Origin of the sequence: Gemmatimonas groenlandica (genome assembly GCF_013004105.1) — a bacterium.
In the GTDB taxonomy this organism is placed as follows: domain Bacteria; phylum Gemmatimonadota; class Gemmatimonadetes; order Gemmatimonadales; family Gemmatimonadaceae; genus Gemmatimonas; species Gemmatimonas groenlandica.
This window is the reverse complement of the sequence record NZ_CP053085.1, coordinates 4,890,406-4,909,840: the sequence shown is the minus strand read 5'-3', so window position 1 is coordinate 4,909,840 and position 19,435 is coordinate 4,890,406. Positions and strand designations below refer to the sequence as shown.

The window sequence follows — 19,435 nt, the reverse complement described above, 5'->3', positions numbered from 1 at the left end:
CCAGCAGGCCTACACCGAGTAAGGCTCGGCAGACCTCGCTATCCGCCGGCCATCGCACCAATGATGAGCAGCGGTTCGTTCCCCGCCGCCACACTCGGCGGCAACGGCGCGTCAGGCGAGTCATGCGACAGATCGCGCTCGCAGGCGAAAAACCGGACGAACGCCCGCCGCTGTTGTGTGACCTGATCGCGAATCGTCCCCCGTAGCGCGGGATGCTGCGCTTCGATCACATCGAGTACGCGGCGCAGGGTGACCTCGCCGCTGACGGGCACGGAGATCTCCGCGCCCACCTGGGCGAGTGCCCGCAACGGCGAGGGAAGGACCACACGGATCATGACAACGTCTGCACTTCGACCGAGAGCACGGCCGGCAGATCGTGGACGATCGTGTCCCAGTGGTCGCCTGCATCACTCGACACGTATACCTGTCCACCGGTGGTGCCGAAGTAGATGCCGCACGAATCGAGCGTGTCCACCGCCATGGCATCGCGCAACACGTTCACATAACAGTCCTGCTGCGGCAACCCGTCGGTGAGGGCCTCCCACTCATCGCCACCCGTGCGACTGCGATACACGCGCAGCTTGCCGTCGGGCGGAAAGTGATGCGCATCGCTCGTGATCGGCACTACGTAGATCGTATCCGGCTCGTGCGCGTGCACATCGATGGGAAACCCGAAGTCGCTGGGCAGATTGCCGCTGACCTCGCGCCACTGATCGCCACCATCGTCGCTCCGCATCACGTCCCAGTGCTTCTGCATGAAGAGGCGTTGGGGGTTGGACGGATGCATGGCAATGCGATGGACGCAGTGGCCCACTTCTGCGTCTTCGTCGGGGATGCCTCCCGAGCGCAATCCCTTGTTGATGGGTGTCCATGTGACGCCGCCGTCGACCGTGCGAAACGCGCCGGCGGCCGAGATGGCGACGTACATGCGATTCTCGTCGGTGGGGTCGAGCACGATCGTGTGCAGGCACATACCACCGGCGCCGGGCTGCCAGTGGGCGCCCGATCCATGTTTGCGCAGTCCCGAGAGTTCGTGCCAGGTGACACCGCCATCGGTGGACTTGAACAGCGCCGCATCTTCGGCGCCGGCAAAGACCACGTCGCGATCGGTGAGCGACGGCTCGAGATGCCAGATGCGCTTGAACTCCCAGGGATGCGGCGTGCCATCGTACCACATGTGTGTGCCGGCGATGCCATCGTAAGCGAACGCGTTGCCCACCGGCGCCCACGTCTTACCGCCGTCGTCGGAGCGCTGCATGACTTGCCCGAACCAGCCACTCGACTGCGACGCGTAGATGCGATCGGGATCGACCGGAGAGCCCTTGAGGTGGTACATCTCCCAGCCGGGGAAGTGAGGACCATCTACCGACCAGTTTTTTCGCGCACCGTCCGACGTCAGGATGAAGGCACCCTTCCGCGTCCCAACCAGTACACGCACTCGGCTCATGACAGGCTCCTCGCTTGCGGTGATGTCCGCAAGTATATGGGTCGTTTCTGGAATCGTCACGATTGCGAGACGCCTCGCGCGTGACCAACGTGTTCCTGGGTTTGACTCCACTTCCTTCCGGAATTCATCGTGGACGGACAAGATCACGGCCACGCTGGTGCCCACTCGGCGCTCCCGCCGCTCAGCACCGACGAGCTGAACCGCTATAGCCGGCATCTGACCCTCCCCGGCGTCGGCCTCGAAGGGCAGCAGCGGCTCAAGGCCGCGCGGGTGCTCATCGTCGGCGCCGGGGGACTCGGCTCTCCCACCGCGCTCTACCTCGCGGCGGCCGGCGTCGGTACTCTCGGGCTGGTAGACCAGGACGAGGTCGACGTGACGAATCTGCAGCGACAACTGCTGCACGGCACGCGCGATGTCGGGCGGCCGAAACTCGAGTCGGCCCGTGACCGCCTGCTCGACGTGAACCCGCATGTGCAGCTGGAGCTGCACGCGACGTGGCTGACGTCAGAAAATGCGCTCGAGTTACTGGGTCGCTACGATGTGATCATCGACGGTACTGACAACTTCAATACGCGCTACCTCGTGAACGACGCGTGCGTGCTGCTGGGCAAGCCGAACGTGCACGGGTCGGTGTTTCAGTTCGACGGCCAGGCGTCGGTGTTCGCGACCGAACATGGTCCCTGCTACCGCTGCCTGTATCCCGAGCCGCCACCGCCTGGGATGGTGCAGAACTGCGCAGAAGGTGGCGTGCTCGGTGTGCTGCCGGGACTCATCGGGACCATCCAGGCCACCGAAGCACTGAAGCTCATTCTGCAAACCGGTGAGACGCTGGCCGGACGCCTGCTCATGATCGACGCACTCGCGATGCAATTCCGTTCGGTAACGATCACGCGCGATCCACAGTGCCCGGCGTGCGGCACGCGCACGCTCACGCAGCTCGTCGACTACGACGAGTTCTGCGGCGTCGCGGGGCCGGCGACCGCGACCGCCCTTGCGGCGGTCACTGAGATCACACCGGCTGCGCTAGCGTTGCGCCATGCGCGTGGAGACGATTTCGACGTGATCGACGTGCGCGAGCCACACGAGGCAGCACAGTCCCGTATTGCATGGTCCCGCCTGATTCCGCTGGGCAGCTTGCCCGGCGCCCTCGAGACGCTCGACCGGACACGCGATGTGGTGGTCATTTGCCGAAGTGGCAAGCGTAGCGCTGATGCAGCCCGACTGCTGCAGGCGGCAGGGTTCTCCGGCGTGACATCGCTGGCGGGCGGCATGCTGCGCTGGGCGCGCGACTCTGAGGGCGAGGGGGCGGCCTCCTGAGCTCGTGGCACCACCATTGCACTGAGAATCGTCGATCGGTGCGATGTGCCCACACTTGGGTACGCCGCGCCGGATACCAATGACCACCTCTTTCGGGAACGCACCATGCTCATGACACTCGCCATTATCCTCGTCGTCCTTTGGCTGCTCGGCATGGTCAGCGCCTACACGATGGGCGGCCTCATCCATATCCTGCTCGTCATCGCCGTGATCGTGATCCTCGTGCGCGTGATTCAGGGACGGAAGGTCCTCTAGCCTCGTTCGCGCACGCGGCGTCCCCTTCCACATGAGGTAGGGGGCGCCGTTGGTCGCTCCTTACGCCTGCGGGTCCGCACCGTCGGCGCCGGCATTCGGTCGTGTGTCCGGAATCGTGAGTGTGAACGTGCTCCCCACGCCCTGTTCACTTTCCACCGTGAGGTCACCGCCGAGCCCACGCGCGAATTGCCGACTGATGGCGAGACCGAGGCCGGCGCCGCCGAAGTGCCGGTGGGCGGAATCGCGCACCTGCACAAACGGCTCGAACACCTCCTCGTGATGATCGACCGCGATGCCGATCCCGGTGTCGTGGACGCGCAGTCGAATCGCGCCGTCGAGCCGGTCCGCGACGAGCAGCACATGCCCCCCGGCGGGCGTATACTTGGCCGCGTTCGACAGCAGATTCAAAATGATCTGCGTGAACTTGCGACTGTCGGTGTGCAGCGCCCCCAGCGTCTCATCGACGCGTAGCTCCAGCTGCACATGTGCCTGCGTGAACTGCCATGTCGCCATGTCGGCGGCGACCGCGACGGCCGACGTGACGGATACCGGCGCGATCTCGAAGTGCATCTTGCCGACGGCGATGCGCTGCAGATCCAAGAGTTGATCGACCAGCGACATCACGTGCTCATGACTTGTCGCCATGCGATCCAGGACGGCCCGTTGCAACGCCGTAACCGGGCCGCAGATCTCGAGCTGCAGGATCTCAATATTGTTGGCGATCGCACCGAGCGGTGAACGCAGTTCGTGGCTGATCATGGCGATGGCGCCATCCTTCGCGATGTTCTCCGTCTGCGCCACGTTGCGTGCGGCCTCGGCCTCGAATCGACTGATATCGGCCGTGACTGACATGGCGTGCTCCGTCTCGAAGCGCCGCGCTCCTTCCAGCGCTTGGGCGCAGCGTGCGGCCAACGCCTCGCTGTGCGCGATCTCCTCGACGCTGAATGGCGCGTTGGAGTCCGGTCCCACGAACGTGATCGCCCCTAGCAATCCGTCCTCCCCGAGCAGCGGCACGATCAACACCGGGCCGACGCCGAGCCATTCGACCACGCGAATTGCGCCGGGAACGCGTTCCGCCGCCTTTGCTATCGCTCGCGTATCGACCAGCGCCACCGTGGTGTGTGCGAGTCGCAAAGCGGGAACGCCGATGACGTCGTCGTCCGCTGGCGTCCAGGAACTCGCCAGGGCAAGGGCGGCCGCGTGCTTGAGCGGGTCGGGATGAATGACCGCGACGCGACGCAGCAGTCCTTCCACGTCGACGACGTCGACGACGCACCACGCCGCACGACGCGGCAGCACGAGATTGGCAATCGCACTATAGGTCGTCTCCTGATCGAGCGACGCATTGAGCTCGAACCCAGCGTCGGCCAGGAATTGCGCGTCGCCCCGCTTGTGCTCGGCCGCGTCGGCAGCATCCTGCTCACGCAGTGCGCTGAGCAGGATGCGCTCGGTGAGGTGCTGCAACTCGATCACCGGCGTCTCATAGTGCGGACGAACGCCGAGTGGGGCTCCCAGTGAGAAGGCCGTCAATATCCGTGATCGCGTCGCCGATCGTGGCGCCTCGGTCGGTGATCTGATATTTGCGGAATTCCGTGCTGTGAGCGCTCCCTCGCATTTTGATTATCGAGACGACTTTCACCAATTTCCCCTCGACTTCGACGTACCGCTGCACGATGATATCGTCGGTGATGAACGACACGCGCTCGCCGGTAAATCCAACCTCATCCGAGGTCGACACGGCCTCGAGAGTCATGAATACCGTCACGCCGGTTGCCGTCAGTGCACCAACCAGACGATACAGCGACTCGCGGAAATCTTCCCGGAAGGTCGGGGCTAGCGCGATCTCGAAACCGGTGAGTGAGTCGATCACCACGCGCGTCGCCCCGGTTTCTTTCACGTTCGACAGAATATCGGCCAGCGTTTCATCGACCGACAGATCGAGAGGGCGCAGGTACGACACCCGTAGCTTCCCGGCGGCAACTAGGGCGTCCGGATCGATATCGTGAGCACGGAGCCGCGCGAGGTAGGCCTCCGGGTACTCCTCGAACACCGCCACCACGACCGACTCGCCCTGCCGAAGTCCTTCGGCAGCGAACTGCATGCCGAAGGTAGATTTGCCAGTGCCGGTGGCGCCGGCGACCATCACCGCGTCGCCCACGGGAATGCCACCGCCCAGCATCGCGTCGAGTCCGGGCACACCCGAACTGAGGCGAACAGCAGACGCCGGATACGTACGGCGCCGATCGGCCTGCTGTTCAGGAATCCGCGGGAAGACTTGCAACCCGTCGGTAGTGATGCGAAAGGTGTGCAGTCCAGGCATCTGCGCCTGGCCACGCACTTTCACCGCCTGCAGCTTGCGCACGACCGAGTTCCGGTGAGTCTCCTGCGTGAGCCAAACGATGCCGTCGGCGATCGTGAACAGCGGCTGGCGCTGCTCCGGCTCATCGTATTCGCCGATTAGCAGCGAGGTCACTTCCCACGAGGTGAGGTGCAGGGCCAGTCGCTGCACAAATTGCTCGAGACCCACGGCGCTGAACGTGGCCGGCGCCGAGATCCCGCTCGCCCGCTCGCCGGCGGAAGGCTGAATGGTACGGAATGAATCCACCACCACGATACCGGGATTCAGCCGCTCCACCTCGCTGGTCAACCGGCCGAGTACCGCGCTCAGGTCGCCGGCAAGCGCTTCCTCGCTGAGATTCAAATAGTGCACGGCGTTCCCAACAAGTTCAGGCTTGAAAAAGCTGAACTGCTGTTGATAGCGGAGCATCTTCACCGTGGGTTCACCGAGTACGGTGAAGTACAGCGCCGGTCGCTCTCTGGTGGCGTTGGCGAACAGAATCTGTTGCGCCAAAGTGGTCTTGCCCGCACCGGGACCGCCCGCCAGCATGTTGAACGAAAACTCCGGCAGGCCGCCGCCGAGCACCGCATCGAGTCCCGGGACTCCCGTGCGCAGGTGCCTCAGCACCTTCTGGCCAGGTGCCGGGCGGCGGGTAGGCGAATCAGCGCCTTCCGTACGGTCGCTACGAGTTGCTTCGTCGTTCATGGATCGCTCGCGTTCGAGGAGACAGGCATCTCCGTAGTGCTTGGACCCGCTGCCACGTCGCGCTGTGTCAGCAGCGTTTCGGCGAGGTCATCTCCAATCAGTCGGATCAGTGCTTCATGCAGCGAGGAAAGCACGGCGATCGCCGCTTCCCTGGTCGCCACGGATCCTCCGGCAGTGCTGCCGCTCGTCCAACCGGTGACATGCGGCACGTCCGAGGCACTCACGGCAACGTCGGCTAACAACGCATGTTGGGTGCGTGCGCGCGAAACGGCGCGCATCACAAGCGCGTGCGCTCCGTAGGGACCAAACCATCGGGACAGCCCGACGTACACGCGCTCCACGAGCAGCGACGTTGCCGCCGCTTCGTTTCCACTCGCCCCTGACAGCTCCTGCTCGACGAGTCGACGCGCCAATGACTTCGGCGTCTCGTCGCTCGCTGGATCGGTACTCGGTGACACCACCAACGCTCCCTGCTGACGAAGGCCCGGCATCGTGAGTGGAATATACCCGTCTCGTGCGCTGCGCGGAGCAAGCTGAGTGCGGCGTTCGTTTTGGCTCATCACGACGGGTCGTCGTTTCGTCAACGGCGCTGGCAAACTCAGCTGGTTCGCTCCAAACCTTTCGCCATGTCCGTGCCCCCGTTCGCTCCGAGCGACGTGACCGGTCGAAACGCTCAGCGCTTCGCAGCAGCCGGCGTGTTCGGTCGAACCGGCAGCAGTTCCGACACGGCCGAACCATCCTTGCGCGGATCCGACGCGCCGGAGTTGATCCCCGTGGTGTAGTTGCGCATAACGGCCTGACCGGCCCCCATGCGGGTGCTCGAGTAGTCGCCGCGCATCACGATCTCGTGTCCCATCGCGGCCAGCGCTTTCAGCACGGCATCTGGGATACGTGATTCGAAGTTTACGTCGCATCCAGGAAACGTTTCCTTGGAAAAGCGCGGTGCATCGAGCGCTCCCTGAATGTTCATGCCGAAGTCGGCGATGTTCGACACGAATTGGGCGTGCGCCTGGGCCTGATTCCAGCCACCCATGATCCCGAACGCCACACGCGTATCGCCCTTCTCCATGAACGCCGGGATGATCGTATGCAGCGGCCGTTTGCGTCCGGCGAGCACGTTGGCGCTGGCGGGATCGAAGGAGAAGCCGGCGCCGCGGTTGTGCCACACAAAACCGGCATCGGCCACGGTAATGCCAGCACCAAAACCCACGGTGGAGTAGTTGCTCTGGATCAGGGAAATCATGTTCCCCTCCTTGTCCACCGCGCTCAAATAGGTCGTGCCGTTGTCGGTGCCGCCGGGCGTACCAGCACTGAGATCGCACGTGGCCTTCGACGCATTCACCAGCTTGGCCCGTTCGGCTGCGTACGACTTCGATCGCATCGCGGTCACCGGGATCTTCACGAAGCGCGGATCGCCGTCGTACTGCTGCATGTCGGCGTACGCAAGCTTCTTTGCTTCGATCATGTGATGCAACGCCGGCGCGGAGTTGTGGCCCATCGTGGCCAACGGAAACGTCTCCATGATATTCAACATCTCGAGCGCGGCGATGCCCTGCCCGTTCGGCGGCAGCTCATAGACCGTCCACCCGCGATACGTCGTGGAGATCGGCTCCACCCATTCGCTGTCGAACTCCGCCAGGTCGGCGGCCGTCATCGTGCCGCCATGCGTCTTGCTGCTGGCCAGCAGCTTGGCGGCGACACTGCCCTTGTAAAACGCGGCCGCGCCGCCGCTCGCGATCTGCCGATAGCTCCACGCCAGCTCGGGATTACGAAACAGCTCGCCTGACTGCGGCAAGCGGCCACCGGGAAGGAACGTCTTCGTGGTGGCGGCGTCTTCGCGTAGCACCTTCTCACTGTCCTTCCAATACACGCTGACCACCTCGCCCACCGGGAAGCCGGCCTCCGCGTAGGCAATCGATGGCGCCAGCACATCGGCGAAGCGCTTCTTCCCGAAACGGGTGAGCAACTTCTCCCAGCCATTCACCGCGCCCGGCACCGTGGCGGCATCGATCCCGCGGGCCGGCATCGACGTGCGCCCCTTGGCGCGCAGGTGCTCCACCGTCAGAGCTTTCGGTGCCCATCCTGACGCGTTCAACCCGAAGAGCTTTCCCGTCTTCGCTTCGTAGATGATCGCGAACAGATCGCCACCAATCCCGTCGTTCATCGGAGCGACGAGTCCCATCATCGCGTTCATGGCGACGGCGGCGTCGATGGCATTGCCACCTCGCTCCAACACCGAGGCACCGACCTGCGAGGCCAGTACGCTCTCGCTGGCCACGACGCCCTGTTTGGACGACACCATGGATCGCGACTGCGAGCGATCCTGCGCCATCGCGATGCGCGGCGTGATTACAGGAGAGAGCAGCGCGGCGAGCACGGCTACGCGGAACGTCGAACGAGTAATCATCCTGCAACTCCGAAAATGAAGACGGGTCGGGGCCGGCGGGCACCCCTCAAATATGGGCTACCCGCTCGGCGCCGGCACAACCTTCATACCGCCGTCCACCACCGGGACTACATGAACATCGCCGGATTGATCTCGAGGGAGACCTCGGAAATCTTGTTCGCGGGCATACCACTTCGGCGCGCATGCTCGAGTACCGCCTCCGGGTTCGGCGCCATGTACTCGCAGTAGATCTTCCCCTCGGCATCGGATACGTAGCTCTTCACCCAGACTACCTCGGGCATCCCGGCGAGCACGGAATTGGACATGCGCCCGGCGGCGCTCAATTGGTCGGCGGTAAGGGTTCCGACGTTACGCTCAATGATGTATTTCGGCATGAAGCCTCAGTGTGAAAGTGAACCGACATCCTGCGCGATCACCTCGGCCGCACACGCGGCCTCGGCGGCTTCGGCGGAATTGCCGAGGGCGCTGTGGGCACGCGCCATCTTTTCCAACAGCCATCCTTCGCCTCGGCGATCGCCGAGCGCGCGTCGGATGTGCATCGCAGGGTGAAGATGCTCGAATGCCTCGAGGTACTGTCCACGGCCGATACAGACGTCGGCGAGCGCCGACAGGGCGTGACCGAGCAGCTGCTGCTCGCCTGTGGCCGTCGTCACCCGCACCGCATCGGTGAGCGCCGTCCGTGCTTCGTCCCATCGGCGCAGTTTATTGAGCGACGCGCCGAGGCTGTTCAGGATCAATCCTTCATGCACCGTGTCGGAGGTCTCACGGCAAATGCGCAGCGCCGCCTCGTATTCGCGCACCGCATCCGCGAACGCGCCGCGCTGCCAGTGCACGATGCCGAGCGCATTCCCAATCGCCAACTCGCGGGCACGATCACCTTGGCGGACGGCGAGCACACGGGCCTCTTCGTACCGCTGCACGACATCTTCAGCACTGGTATCGAGCTGACGCTCAGCGCGTGCAATGCCTTCGACGGCTTCCGACTCGCCACTCTCGTTCAACCGGTCGCGGTAGAGATCCCGCATCCGTATCCAGGCCTCCCGTGCGTCTGCCGGCGCACGCATGTGCTCGTGGACGGCTGCCAGACGGCGCCAGACGAGTGCCTCGTTGCGGAAATCCTCGATCTGCCCGAAAAGCACGGCGGCCTCCTGCAGATACGGCACGGCTTCACCGTGTCGCTCGAGGCCAGCCAGCACATCACCCAACGAGCGGCAGGCCTGCGCGATACCTTCGACGTAACTGGCCTGACGATTCAGGCGCAGCGCATCGCGGTACGTGTCCAGCGCTTCTTCGACGCGCCCCTGTTGCAACTGGATGTGCGCGATGGCGGTCTGCGTGAACGACGCATACACCGTGACCGTGAGGTATGCCTCGGTGCGCCGGAAGAACTCGAGCGCGGTATCGAGGTTTCCGAGATCCCGGTGAATCGAGCCCATCACGTTGAGGAGCGCGCCGTAGCGGGCCGGGTGATCGCTGGCGGCCGTCCGTTCCAGCGCGGCCTCGAGCACGGCGAGCGCGCGCTCCAGCTGGCCAAGCGCCCGCAGGATGTTGCCCATCGTGGCAAGGTCGCCGGCCTGGGCACGCGTATCACCCGCGGCGGTGCCGAGCGCCATCACTTCCTCGATCATTTCCAGCGCGTCGTCGTGACGTCCTTCGTGCGACCGGAGGAAGGCGATGCTACGTAGCGCGTTCCGTTCCCCTTGCGAGTCCCCGAGTTCGCGGGACAGGTGCAAGGCGGTCTTGAGTGCCCGCTCGGCGGTTTCGAATCGCTTGAGCAGCGTAAACACATCGCCCTGCCGCAGATACGCCTGCGCCAGGCGGGCCGACGCACCGAATGGGGCGAGCAGCGCGATGAGGCCATCCACAATGGCCAACTGTCGCGCCCGCAGGCCGAGCATTTCGCTGAGGCGTTCCTGACGGAGCAGCGTATCGGACAGCAGTTCACGACGCACGTCATCGTCGGGTAGGCGCATTACCCACTCTTCGACGCGCGCGAGCGTAAGGAGCGCATCGGCGTTCTGGCTCAGCCCCATGGCGCGATCGGCGGACTGCATGCCGTAGCGCACGGCATCGGCCCATGCATCGGCGCGACTGAAATGATGGGCGAGTCGTTCGACATGTTCGTCGATACGCGCCGCGTAGCGTCGTTCGATCGCGCGGCCGACCGCGTCGTGCAGCGTGGCGCGCTGGTGTTCCAGCAGGCTGTCGTACGCGACTTCCTCCGTGAGGGCATGCTTGAAGCGGAAGGCCGGTTCGGGCACCACGGCGATCTGCTGCACCAGGCCGGACGTTTTCAGGCGCTCCAGCGACCGCGTGAGATCACCAGGGGACTCGACGACGTCGTCCAACACACCACGCGAGAACTCCCGGCCGATCACGGCGGCGACGCGCAGCACCTCGGCCGCTTCGTCGTCGAGCCGGTCCATGCGGGTACGGAGCACCCCCTGCACGGTCTCCGGCACATGCAGCGCGCTGTCGGCCGCGGCGGCGACCGCTTCTCCGTCGCGCACCGTGACGCTGCCGTCTTCGCGCAACGCCTCGCAGACTTCTTCCAGAAAGAACGGATTGCCGCCGGTGCGCTCGTGCAGTCGTGCCAACAGCGCAGGGGCCAGTCGCTCCGCCCCGAGCACGGCGCGCGCGATGGCGGCCGTCGCGGCGCCGTCGAGCGGCGGCAAGTGCATCAACGTTTGATGTTCGGCGCTCCCCCAGTCGGTGACGCCATCGGGGCGAGAGGTGACCACCAGCAGCAGCGGAAACGCCGGCACGACTTCGGCCAGCTGCCGCAGCGCGGCACGCGAGGCGTCATCTGCCCAATGCCAGTCCTCGAGGAGCAGCAGCGTCGGCGTCGCGCGGGATCCCAGCGTGAACAGCGCTGCGATCGCCTCGAGCATGGCGCCCTGAAACCGCTCACCCCGCAGCGCTTCCGGCACTGGATGCGCTTCGCTCGGAATCGCCAACAGCGTGAGAAAAAAGGGCAGATACTCTTCGAGCGACCGATCGATGGCGCGGACGGCGGCGACCGCCGCTTCATGACGCTCTGGCGCCGAGTCCTCCCGGGGCAGGCCGAGCGCGTCGTGGGTGGCATCGACAAAGGGGAGAAATGGCGTGTTGCCTCCGTAAGCATCACAGCCCCCGACGATGACGCGCAGCGCCTGCGCTGCCGCAATGTCACGCAGTTCGTGAAGCAGGCGACTTTTGCCGGCGCCGGCTTCGCCGATCAGCACCGTGAAGCGGCCCATGCCTGCCCGCGCCGCGTCGACGTGATCGTCGAGGGTGGCGCGCTCTCGGGCGCGTCCGACGAAGGGCGTGAGCCCGGCGTGGGCGGTTCCGTCAAGGCGCGAACGCACATCGGACGCGCGCAGTACGCGATGGGGCGTCATCGATGCACCATCGCCCGCGTGGATCGCCAGCGTCGACGGCTCCGTGTGTACAAATGGCGCGACAAGTCGGCGCACTTCCGGACTCACCAGAATCGCATCGCGATCGGCAGCGGCCGCGAGTCGCGTCGCCATGTCGGCCGGCGCCCCACTGATCCGGAATCGTCGATCACCGCTGCGCAGGCGCTGCGCCACGAGCGCGCCCACGTGAATGCCGGCCCGCAGTCGCAGCGTACTGGCGAGGCGGGCATCGAGGCGTGACGCCTCGTCGGCGACGCGATCGCGAAAGGCGAGCGCCGCGCGCACCCCACGCACCGCGTCATCTTCATGGGCCGTCGGTACCCCGAACAGCATGACGAGATCGTCGCCCGCGAACTGATTGATGATGCCGCCGTTCTGCGCGGCTACCTCGCTCGCCGCCTCGCGCAACCGGCTCATCACCCGCTCCGACTCGTCGGCATCGAGTCGTTCCACGAGGGCATCCTGCCCCTCGATCGAACAGGCCACGACGGTCACCTGGCGACGCTCACCCCCACGCGTGAGCGCGCTCTCTCGGCGCTCCGAACGATCGCGGTCCGTCTCGCCGGTTAAGGGTCCGGCCGCGGCCGGTGCAACGACGGCGGGCGCGGCCGCGCTGGCCGCGATCGCCCCGATCAACTCGGCGGCATTCGCGACGCGATCGGCGGGTCGCTTGGCCAGCATGCGACGGACCAGCGACTCCACAGAGGCCGGGACGTCGGCACGAAGCGTGGCCATCGGCGCCGGGTCAGCCGAGAGCGCCGCCACAAGGACTGCGTGGTCGGCGGGCCCGCGGAAGGGACGGACACCGGTCACCATCTCGTACAGCACGACGCCCAGCGACCAGATGTCCGTTCGATGATCCACCGATTCGCCGAACGCCTGTTCAGGGCTCATATAGGCGGCCGTACCGATAGCGCCCACGGTCTGCGTGCTGACCACGTCGGTGAGCTTGGCGATGCCGAAGTCGAGAATCTTGACGTGACCATCCTGCGTGACCATCACATTGGCTGGCTTGATGTCGCGGTGCACGATCCCGCGTTCGTGCGCCTTGGAGAGTCCCCGCGCAATCTCTCCGGCGATGTGCAGCGCGTCCTCGACCGGGAGCGGACCGCGCGCAATGCGACGGTCCAACGTTTCCCCGTCGTAGCAGGCCATGACGATGTAGAGCAGCCCATCTGCCGTGTCACCGATTTCGTGCACCGTGCAGATGTTCGGATGCTCGATCGCCGCCGCAGCGCGCGCCTCGATCAGAAAGCGTTTCTTGGCGGCAGGATCGGCGCTCAAATGCGCCGACAGAAACTTGAGCGCGATATCGCGATCGAGCCGTTCGTCTCGCGCCCGGTAGACCACGCCCATGCCGCCACCACCGATACGCTCGATCACGCGGTAGCGCGAGTCGGCCGGCATCGCGTGCGTCAGCATCGGCGCCGGCGTGCGCGACGGCAGCATGGGCGCCATGACGTCGTCGATCAGTTCGTCGAGCACGCCACGACGGCCGTGCGCGTTCAGCAAGGCCTCGACATCGGCTCGCACGAGGGGATCGGGGCAAGCGTCGGCCAACCACATCCGACGCGTCTGCGACGGCTGCTGCAACGCTTCGTGAAAAATCGACTCGACCGACGTCCAGCCACCGCCGGCCGCGCCCTCGCCCCGATCGCTCATGCGCTCAGCTCACGGTTCAACCACGCGCGCGCTGCGGTCCAATCCCGCTTCACCGTGGCCGGTGACAGCTCCAACGTCTCGGCGGTTTCTTCGACACTCAGCCCAACGAAGAAGCGGCATTCCACGACCTGGCTTTGCCGTGGATTGAGGGCCGACAAGCGCTCGAGCGCTTCGTCCAACGCATGCAATTCGTCGGCGCGGCGATCGACGGCTGCCATCGCGACATCGGCCATGTCGAGCGTGACCGCCAATTCGCCGCCACCGCGCTTGTGCGCGCGGCGCTGCTCGGCATAGTCGATCAGTACGCGACGCATCGTCCGCGCCGCCATGGCCAGCAGATGCTGCCGGTCGCGCCACTGAATACGATCGAGTCCCTCGAGGCGCAGATACGCCTCGTGCACCAGCCCATCGGTTTCCAGCGTATGCCCTTCTCCTTCTCCCGCGAGTTGGCGGTGCGCGATCCCTCGCAGACGGTCGTGCAGCAGCCCAAGCACGCGCTGCAACGCCGAGGCATCACCGTCGCCGGCATGCCGCAGTAGCTTGGTGATGTCGCCCTGATCGCTCGTCTGCGGGGTGCTCATGTCGAATCCGTGGGGAAGGGGTCGCGCACCTGAATGATTGTGGCATGGAAGGCACCGGATGGCCAGCATCCGGTGCTCCCACGACCAAGAGGCGGGGAATCCGCTCAAATCAGCTCATGAGTGGCTCGCGATCAGTCCTGGAACTGATATTTGCAGCTCACGGCCGGATTCCACGGATAGAAGGTGCCGTTGGAATTCGGACGCCAGGCCCAGATGTGTAGCGCCCACACCTCGGCCCCCTGCACGTTGACCTCCACGAACTCCATCCCGAGCAGCGGGGCGGGCTTGGGAAACGTGCGCGGCACCACGTAATCGACGCCCACGAGTTGCAGCGAGCCGTTCTTCTGCGGTTCGTACATGAGCAACTCGGGGTGCTCGAGATCGATCACCCCGTCATCCACGAGCGCTTTGTTCATGTAGTGGTAGGCCTGTGCTCCCTCGCTGGGATCGTCGGGTCCACTGCTGGCGTCGACCGCACACCCCGCAGGAAACTGAATGCTATAGCCCGCGTCCTCGGCTGCCTTGAAGTTGTGGAAGCGTGCCGTTCCGTTACGGGCAAGGGCAATGCCCTGCTTCTGTTCCACGGTGAGTGCGCCGGTCAGACTTTTGACGTGCGCTCCGTGGCTGTCGAGCAGGGCGGCGTTGGCCGAGGTCGGCGCGGCCGTATCGCCGGCGCAGGCGGCGAGCATCGCGGCGACCGACGCCGCGAGGATGAACAACGGGGTGCGTAGGGTCATCAGAGAGTCCGGTGAACGTGGCGTTGCGCGGTGTCGATTTCGTCCGCACTGGAGAAGGCGGCGATCCGCCGGATTTCGGCTCATGGTGGGAATCCCGCGTTCTGTTCATCCGAGCCGCGAGGATTTGATGACAGGGGAGGCACGGTTCGCCGCTACCATGGAAGGGACGTGGGCAGCGGCTGAGCTGGTTTACTGGGTAACAGGGTATATTGCCATGATGAAAGCCACGATCGAATTCGACGACGCCCTGTACCGACGCCTGAAGGTGGAAGCGGCACGACGTGGCCGCACGGTGCGCGATCTGGTCGCCGAAGGGGTCCGCCACGTGCTCGACACAGCGGCGACGCCAACAGCGACCAGCGACGCGGCCGCCTGGCGGCCGATGTGGTTCGCCTCGCTCGGCCGGTACGCCGCCGCCGTGGACGATCATTCGATGAGCGCGGTGAAGCGCAGCATCGCGCGCGGGCGCGTAGCCGACCCGGCACGATGAGCGTCGGCCTCGACACATCGGTCGTACTCCGACTCCTGACCGGCGCACCGGCTAAGCAGGCTGATGCGGCCCGCAGAATGCTCGCGGCCTCGCGTGACACCATCTGTGTGTCCGATCTCGTGGTCAGCGAGTCGTACTTCGCCTTGCGCCATCATTATGCCGTGCCGCACGCCGACGCCGCTCACGCCATGGCCGCGCTACTGGACGATCCACGCATCCAGTGCACGGGCGTTTCGCGACATGTACTTCGTGACTCGACCGCGCGAGCATCACGCTCGGCACCTGGTCTGATGGATCAGCTCATTCTCGCGGACTACCGCGCCAATCTGTGTACGATCGCAACGTTCGACCGTGAGCTATCGAAAGCTGACGGTGCGCAACTCGTCGTCTGAGCACGTCGATAGGCTGCTAGCTTTCGCTCCATGACCGCTGTTTCCGAACTTCTGCCACTCGACGCCTTCGGGCGTCATCGACTGAAGGTCGCGTTCGTGGGCACACACGGCGTCGGCAAGACGACCCTCTGCTTCGACCTCGCCGCGCAGCTCAAGCGCCTCGACCTGGGCGTCGACATCGTCAAGGAAGTCGCGCGGCGCTGTCCATTGCCGATCAATGAAGGCACCACGCTCGATGCGCAGCGATGGATTCTGCACACGCAGATCGCCGAGGAGATCGAAGCGGCAGCCGATTACGAAGTGGTGATCTGCGACCGGTCAGTACTCGATAACTACGCGTATCTCGTGGCCCGTGTGGGCCGTCGACCGGAACTCGATCCGCTCGTCCGCGAATGGGTGCGCGGCTATCACGCGCTCTTCAAGGTGCCGGTGCTTGGTGCGCCGACTTTCGATGGCAAGCGCGCGGTCAGTGTTGGCTTTCAGCACGAGATCGATGGCATCATCGATGATCTCATCGACGACTTCGCCGTCCCCGTGCATCGCCTCGACGCGTCGGCACGCGAGCGATGGACGCTCGACGCCGTGGGGCAGCTCGGCCTACCGACGCAGCTGCCGCAAATCGATCTCTTCGCAGCGGAGCGCCCGCCGGCGTAGCCCGCCGGACGTGCCGAGTGCGCGTGGTGTACCCGCGTGGGCTACGTGCGCACCCGCACCGGCGTGCCCCACGGATCGGCGAACAGGATACCCGCTGGTTCGTCGGTGACGGCGATACCGCGTGCGACCAGATTCGCGCGCAACGCCGCCACGTCGTTCGCCGACGGCAGGACAATCGTCCATGCCGTCAGCTTGGCGTCCTGCGTGCGCGGGGGAAGTGCACCGCCCGCCCAGGTGTTGGTGCCGAGATGGTGGTGGTAGCCGCCAGCGCCGAGAAACAGGGCACCCGGATAGCGCCAGACCATGCGATCGAAGCCGAGCCCTTCCGAATAGAACGCGTCGGCCGCATCGAGATCGCCGACGTGCAAGTGCACATGTCCCATGACCGTGTCGCTCGGCATGCCGGTCCATGGCGCTCCATTCGCCACGCGCACGAGGTCGGCCATATCAAGCGGATCGGTTGCCATCATGAGTTCCTGGTCGACGCGGCGCCACCGGTCGCGAGGACGGTCCACGTACACCTCGATGCCGAGACCGTCGGGGTCCTGCAGATACAACGCTTCGCTGACCAGGTGATCGCTGGAGCCCGCGCGCGCGCCGATCTCCGACAGGTGCGTAATGAAACGGCCCATCGCCGGCCGATCAGGGAGCAGGATCGCAAAATGATAGAGCCCGAGCCGAGATCCGGGTGCCACCGGACGCGTGCCGGGGACTTCGCGCAGGATCACGATCGGTTCGGTGGCGCCCACGCCAGCCAGCGACGCGGTGGCCTCGTCCTGCGCGACAACGGCCAGACCGAGCAGCAGCTGATAGTACTCGAGGGATCGCGCGAGGTTGCTGACCTGCAGTTCGACCGTGCCGAGGCGCGTGGCGGCCGGCAATCGATAGCCGGCCGGCGGACGGCCATAGCTGCCGAGCAGTGCCCGATCGGCGCCGGTGTTCGAATCGGCCGGTGCGCCGAACATGTCGCGGCTGCTGACACCCATGCGATGTGCCTCCCTGCGGACATTGACGGTGACGGAATCAAGGCAACGCCGCACGGCGCGCTGTCTTCAATCTACCGTTCAAACAATCGTTGTCAAGGCAACTATCTAGCGAGTTGGTGAGCTCGTCCTAGAACTCAATCTGCGCTCCCATCTCGACCACGCGGTTTGACGGAAGCTGGAAGAACTGCGCCGCCGACTGTGCGTTCCGTGACATCAGGACGAACAGGCGCTTCCGCCAGGCGGCCATGGGGGTCGATCCTGTCGGCAAGAGTCGCTCGTGCCCGAGATAGTAGCTCGTCTCCATGGGGCGGGCGACAATGCCCTGCTCCGCGCACTGCGCCAAAAACGCCGGCACGTCGGGACTCTCCATGAATCCGTAGCGGGCCGTCACGCGCCAGAATCCGTGGTCGAGTGGCGCCACGGTTACGCGCTCCTCGCGCGGCACGGTCGGCACGTTGCTCGAGCTTACCGACAGCAGCACGACCTGCTGGTGCAGCGCCTTGTTGTGCTTGAGATGATGCAGCAACACCACCGGCGCGCCTTTGCTGTCACTGGTGAGAAAGACGGCCGTACCAGGCACGCGCGGCGCTGGCCGGCGCCCGAGTTCATCGAGCATGAGGTCGAGCGGCAACCCGGCCCGCTGCAGCAGCTGCTGCAGCGCAAGGCGCCCGCGCTTCCATGTCGTCATGAGCAGCACCAACGCGGCGGCGAGCACGAGCGGCACCCAGCCTCCTGCCGCGATCTTGATCACGTTGGCGCCGAGAAAGGCGAAGTCCAGCACGAAGAAGAACGTGGCGAACGTGGCGACCTGCCAGAGCGGCCAGTTCCAGCGCGTCCGTGCCACCACGGCGAAGAGCAGCGTCGTGATCGACATGGTGCCGGTCACCGCGATGCCATACGCGGCCCCGAGCGCGGCCGACGACTTGAAGCCCAGCACGATGCACACGGTGCCGAGCATGAGCGCCGCGTTGATCTGCGGGATATAAATCTGTCCGTACTCTTCGTGCGACGTCTGCACGATCGTCATACGCGGCAGATAGCCGAGCTGAATCGACTGGCGCGCCAGCGAGAACGCGCCGGAGATCAGCGCCTGCGACGCCACGATCGCGGCTAGCGTGGCGATGATGAGCAGCGGAATGAGAAACCAGGAGGGCGCCAGGAGATAGAACGGATTGCTCACGGCCGCCGGATCCCGCAACAGCAGCGCCCCCTGGCCGAAATAGTTGAGCAAAAGCGCGGGCAACACCACCGCGAAGAACGCCCGGCGGATGGGCACTTTGCCGAAGTGGCCCATATCCGCATACAGCGCCTCCGCACCGGTGACGGAAAGGAAGACCGCGCCCAGCGCGACGAATCCGTGTGTCCCGTGGTGCAGCAGAAAGCGCAGTCCGTACAGCGGATTGAGCGCCGTCAGTACCTGCGGGGTGTCGATAATCGACGTGAGGCCCAGCGATCCGATCACGACGAACCACACTAACGTCAGTGGGCCGAAGGCACGGCCGACGGTCGCAGTACCGAAGCGTTGGGCGGCGAAGAGCACGACCAGAATGACCAGCGTGATCGCCACGACGTACCCGGACAGGGTGGGCGTGACGATGTCGAGCCCTTCAACGGCGCCCAGCACGGAGATGGCCGGCGTGATGATCCCATCGCCGTACAGCAGCGCCGTACCGAACACGCCCAACAAGACGAGCACCGTGCGTCGGCGCGGGCCGATGCGCTTCGACGTGTCCTGCAGCAGCAGGGCGAGCATGGCGAGCACGCCGCCTTCCCCGTTGTTGTCGGCGCGCAGAATGAACACGAGGTACTTCGCCACCACGACGAGCAGAATCGACCACGTCACCAGACTCAGGATGCCGTACACATTCACGGCATTGGGTAGCAGACCGTGCGACGGGCCGAACGCCTCTTTCATCGCGTACAGCGGACTCGTGCCGATGTCGCCGTACACGACGCCCAACGCAGCGAGCGTCAGCAGCGTCAGGCGACGCCCTCCGGCGCTGTCAGGCGCATGTGAGGACGGGGCGGGCGATGGCGAAACGGTCGAGTGTGTCATGACTTGAGGC

At 65.3% G+C, this 19,435-nt stretch carries 17 protein-coding genes; 5 read left to right on the top strand and 12 right to left on the bottom strand.

The features are described from left to right. Positions 1 to 38 precede the first annotated feature (38 nt). Both HKW67_RS21130 and HKW67_RS21125 read right to left on the bottom strand, forming a co-directional pair. A complete protein-coding gene (locus HKW67_RS21130; RefSeq protein WP_171227283.1) occupies positions 39 to 335 on the bottom strand; it encodes a MoaD/ThiS family protein in 297 nt (98 codons plus the stop codon). Beyond that, complete coding sequence (locus tag HKW67_RS21125) at positions 332 to 1,447, bottom strand: WD40/YVTN/BNR-like repeat-containing protein (protein WP_171227282.1); 1,116 nt, start codon at positions 1,445 to 1,447, stop codon at positions 332 to 334. Before HKW67_RS21125 ends, HKW67_RS21130 begins: the two co-directional genes overlap by 4 nt. Before the next feature lie 129 nt (positions 1,448 to 1,576). On the opposite strand from HKW67_RS21125, the gene moeB reads away from it, so the two are divergent. Beyond that, entirely contained in the window at positions 1,577 to 2,764 is a 1,188-nt protein-coding gene (moeB, locus tag HKW67_RS21120) for a molybdopterin-synthase adenylyltransferase MoeB (RefSeq protein WP_171227281.1), read from the top strand. A gap of 105 nt (positions 2,765 to 2,869) precedes the next feature. Continuing rightward, on the top strand, positions 2,870 to 3,019 hold the full coding sequence (locus tag HKW67_RS21115) for a lmo0937 family membrane protein (RefSeq protein WP_171227280.1): 150 nt from the start codon (positions 2,870 to 2,872) through the stop codon (positions 3,017 to 3,019). Positions 3,020 to 3,079: 60 nt separating this feature from the next. Here HKW67_RS21115 and HKW67_RS21110 read toward each other — a convergent pair whose 3' ends face one another. The 8 genes from HKW67_RS21110 to HKW67_RS21075 all read right to left on the bottom strand — a co-directional run bounded on the left by HKW67_RS21110 (position 3,080) and on the right by HKW67_RS21075 (position 14,847). Continuing rightward, positions 3,080 to 4,492 (bottom strand): sensor histidine kinase, encoded by a 1,413-nt coding sequence (locus HKW67_RS21110; RefSeq protein WP_171227279.1) that lies wholly within the window; start codon positions 4,490 to 4,492, stop codon positions 3,080 to 3,082. A 7-nt stretch (positions 4,493 to 4,499) separates the two neighbouring features. Continuing rightward, a complete protein-coding gene (locus HKW67_RS21105; protein WP_171227278.1) occupies positions 4,500 to 6,062 on the bottom strand; it encodes an ATPase domain-containing protein in 1,563 nt (520 codons plus the stop codon). Beyond that, on the bottom strand, positions 6,059 to 6,553 hold the full coding sequence (locus tag HKW67_RS21100; protein WP_171227277.1) for a hypothetical protein: 495 nt from the start codon (positions 6,551 to 6,553) through the stop codon (positions 6,059 to 6,061). The genes HKW67_RS21105 and HKW67_RS21100 overlap by 4 nt, the downstream gene beginning before the upstream one ends. 182 nt (positions 6,554 to 6,735) lie before the next feature. Further along, a complete protein-coding gene (ggt, locus tag HKW67_RS21095; RefSeq protein ID WP_171227276.1) occupies positions 6,736 to 8,469 on the bottom strand; it encodes a gamma-glutamyltransferase in 1,734 nt (577 codons plus the stop codon). Between the two features lie 107 nt (positions 8,470 to 8,576). Continuing rightward, on the bottom strand, positions 8,577 to 8,843 hold the full coding sequence (locus HKW67_RS21090; protein WP_171227275.1) for a DUF4242 domain-containing protein: 267 nt from the start codon (positions 8,841 to 8,843) through the stop codon (positions 8,577 to 8,579). Between the two features lie 6 nt (positions 8,844 to 8,849). Next, on the bottom strand, positions 8,850 to 13,529 hold the full coding sequence (locus HKW67_RS21085) for a serine/threonine-protein kinase (protein ID WP_171227274.1): 4,680 nt from the start codon (positions 13,527 to 13,529) through the stop codon (positions 8,850 to 8,852). Then, a complete protein-coding gene (locus HKW67_RS21080) occupies positions 13,526 to 14,110 on the bottom strand; it encodes an ECF-type sigma factor (protein WP_171227273.1) in 585 nt (194 codons plus the stop codon). The genes HKW67_RS21085 and HKW67_RS21080 overlap by 4 nt, the downstream gene beginning before the upstream one ends. Positions 14,111 to 14,241: 131 nt before the next feature. Next, entirely contained in the window at positions 14,242 to 14,847 is a 606-nt protein-coding gene (locus HKW67_RS21075; RefSeq protein ID WP_171227272.1) for a hypothetical protein, read from the bottom strand. A 214-nt stretch (positions 14,848 to 15,061) separates the two neighbouring features. On the opposite strand from HKW67_RS21075, the gene HKW67_RS21070 reads away from it, so the two are divergent. From HKW67_RS21070 to HKW67_RS21060, 3 genes are read left to right on the top strand one after another with little or no spacing between them, the layout of a single operon-like run. Then, on the top strand, positions 15,062 to 15,337 hold the full coding sequence (locus HKW67_RS21070; protein ID WP_171227271.1) for a hypothetical protein: 276 nt from the start codon (positions 15,062 to 15,064) through the stop codon (positions 15,335 to 15,337). Then, entirely contained in the window at positions 15,334 to 15,729 is a 396-nt protein-coding gene (locus HKW67_RS21065; protein WP_171227270.1) for a PIN domain-containing protein, read from the top strand. Before HKW67_RS21070 ends, HKW67_RS21065 begins: the two co-directional genes overlap by 4 nt. 30 nt (positions 15,730 to 15,759) lie before the next feature. Further along, positions 15,760 to 16,383, top strand: a complete 624-nt coding sequence (locus tag HKW67_RS21060) for an AAA family ATPase (protein ID WP_171227269.1) — start codon at positions 15,760 to 15,762, stop codon at positions 16,381 to 16,383. A gap of 41 nt (positions 16,384 to 16,424) precedes the next feature. On the opposite strand, the gene HKW67_RS21055 is transcribed toward HKW67_RS21060, so the two are convergent. After that, complete coding sequence (locus HKW67_RS21055) at positions 16,425 to 17,369, bottom strand: VOC family protein (protein WP_206044523.1); 945 nt, start codon at positions 17,367 to 17,369, stop codon at positions 16,425 to 16,427. A 127-nt stretch (positions 17,370 to 17,496) separates the two neighbouring features. Beyond that, positions 17,497 to 19,425, bottom strand: a complete 1,929-nt coding sequence (locus HKW67_RS21050; protein ID WP_171227268.1) for a potassium transporter Kup — start codon at positions 19,423 to 19,425, stop codon at positions 17,497 to 17,499. Positions 19,426 to 19,435 lie beyond the last annotated feature (10 nt).

What these genes read in the sequence shown, in the direction of transcription:
- HKW67_RS21100 (WP_171227277.1), bottom strand. Translation starts at nt 6,553, where the DNA reads ATGCCGGGCCTTCGTCAGCAGGGAGCGTTGGTGGTGTCACCGAGTACC.
- HKW67_RS21050 (WP_171227268.1), bottom strand. Translation starts at nt 19,425, where the DNA reads ATGACACACTCGACCGTTTCGCCATCGCCCGCCCCGTCCTCACATGCG.
- HKW67_RS21125 (WP_171227282.1), bottom strand. Translation starts at nt 1,447, where the DNA reads ATGAGCCGAGTGCGTGTACTGGTTGGGACGCGGAAGGGTGCCTTCATC.
- HKW67_RS21055 (WP_206044523.1), bottom strand. Translation starts at nt 17,369, where the DNA reads ATGGGTGTCAGCAGCCGCGACATGTTCGGCGCACCGGCCGATTCGAAC.
- HKW67_RS21075 (WP_171227272.1), bottom strand. Translation starts at nt 14,847, where the DNA reads ATGACCCTACGCACCCCGTTGTTCATCCTCGCGGCGTCGGTCGCCGCG.
- HKW67_RS21090 (WP_171227275.1), bottom strand. Translation starts at nt 8,843, where the DNA reads ATGCCGAAATACATCATTGAGCGTAACGTCGGAACCCTTACCGCCGAC.
- HKW67_RS21130 (WP_171227283.1), bottom strand. Translation starts at nt 335, where the DNA reads ATGATCCGTGTGGTCCTTCCCTCGCCGTTGCGGGCACTCGCCCAGGTG.
- ggt (WP_171227276.1), bottom strand. Translation starts at nt 8,469, where the DNA reads ATGATTACTCGTTCGACGTTCCGCGTAGCCGTGCTCGCCGCGCTGCTC.
- HKW67_RS21070 (WP_171227271.1), top strand. Translation starts at nt 15,062, where the DNA reads ATGATGAAAGCCACGATCGAATTCGACGACGCCCTGTACCGACGCCTG.
- HKW67_RS21060 (WP_171227269.1), top strand. Translation starts at nt 15,760, where the DNA reads ATGACCGCTGTTTCCGAACTTCTGCCACTCGACGCCTTCGGGCGTCAT.
- HKW67_RS21085 (WP_171227274.1), bottom strand. Translation starts at nt 13,529, where the DNA reads ATGAGCGATCGGGGCGAGGGCGCGGCCGGCGGTGGCTGGACGTCGGTC.
- HKW67_RS21115 (WP_171227280.1), top strand. Translation starts at nt 2,870, where the DNA reads ATGCTCATGACACTCGCCATTATCCTCGTCGTCCTTTGGCTGCTCGGC.
- HKW67_RS21065 (WP_171227270.1), top strand. Translation starts at nt 15,334, where the DNA reads ATGAGCGTCGGCCTCGACACATCGGTCGTACTCCGACTCCTGACCGGC.
- HKW67_RS21080 (WP_171227273.1), bottom strand. Translation starts at nt 14,110, where the DNA reads ATGAGCACCCCGCAGACGAGCGATCAGGGCGACATCACCAAGCTACTG.
- HKW67_RS21105 (WP_171227278.1), bottom strand. Translation starts at nt 6,062, where the DNA reads ATGAACGACGAAGCAACTCGTAGCGACCGTACGGAAGGCGCTGATTCG.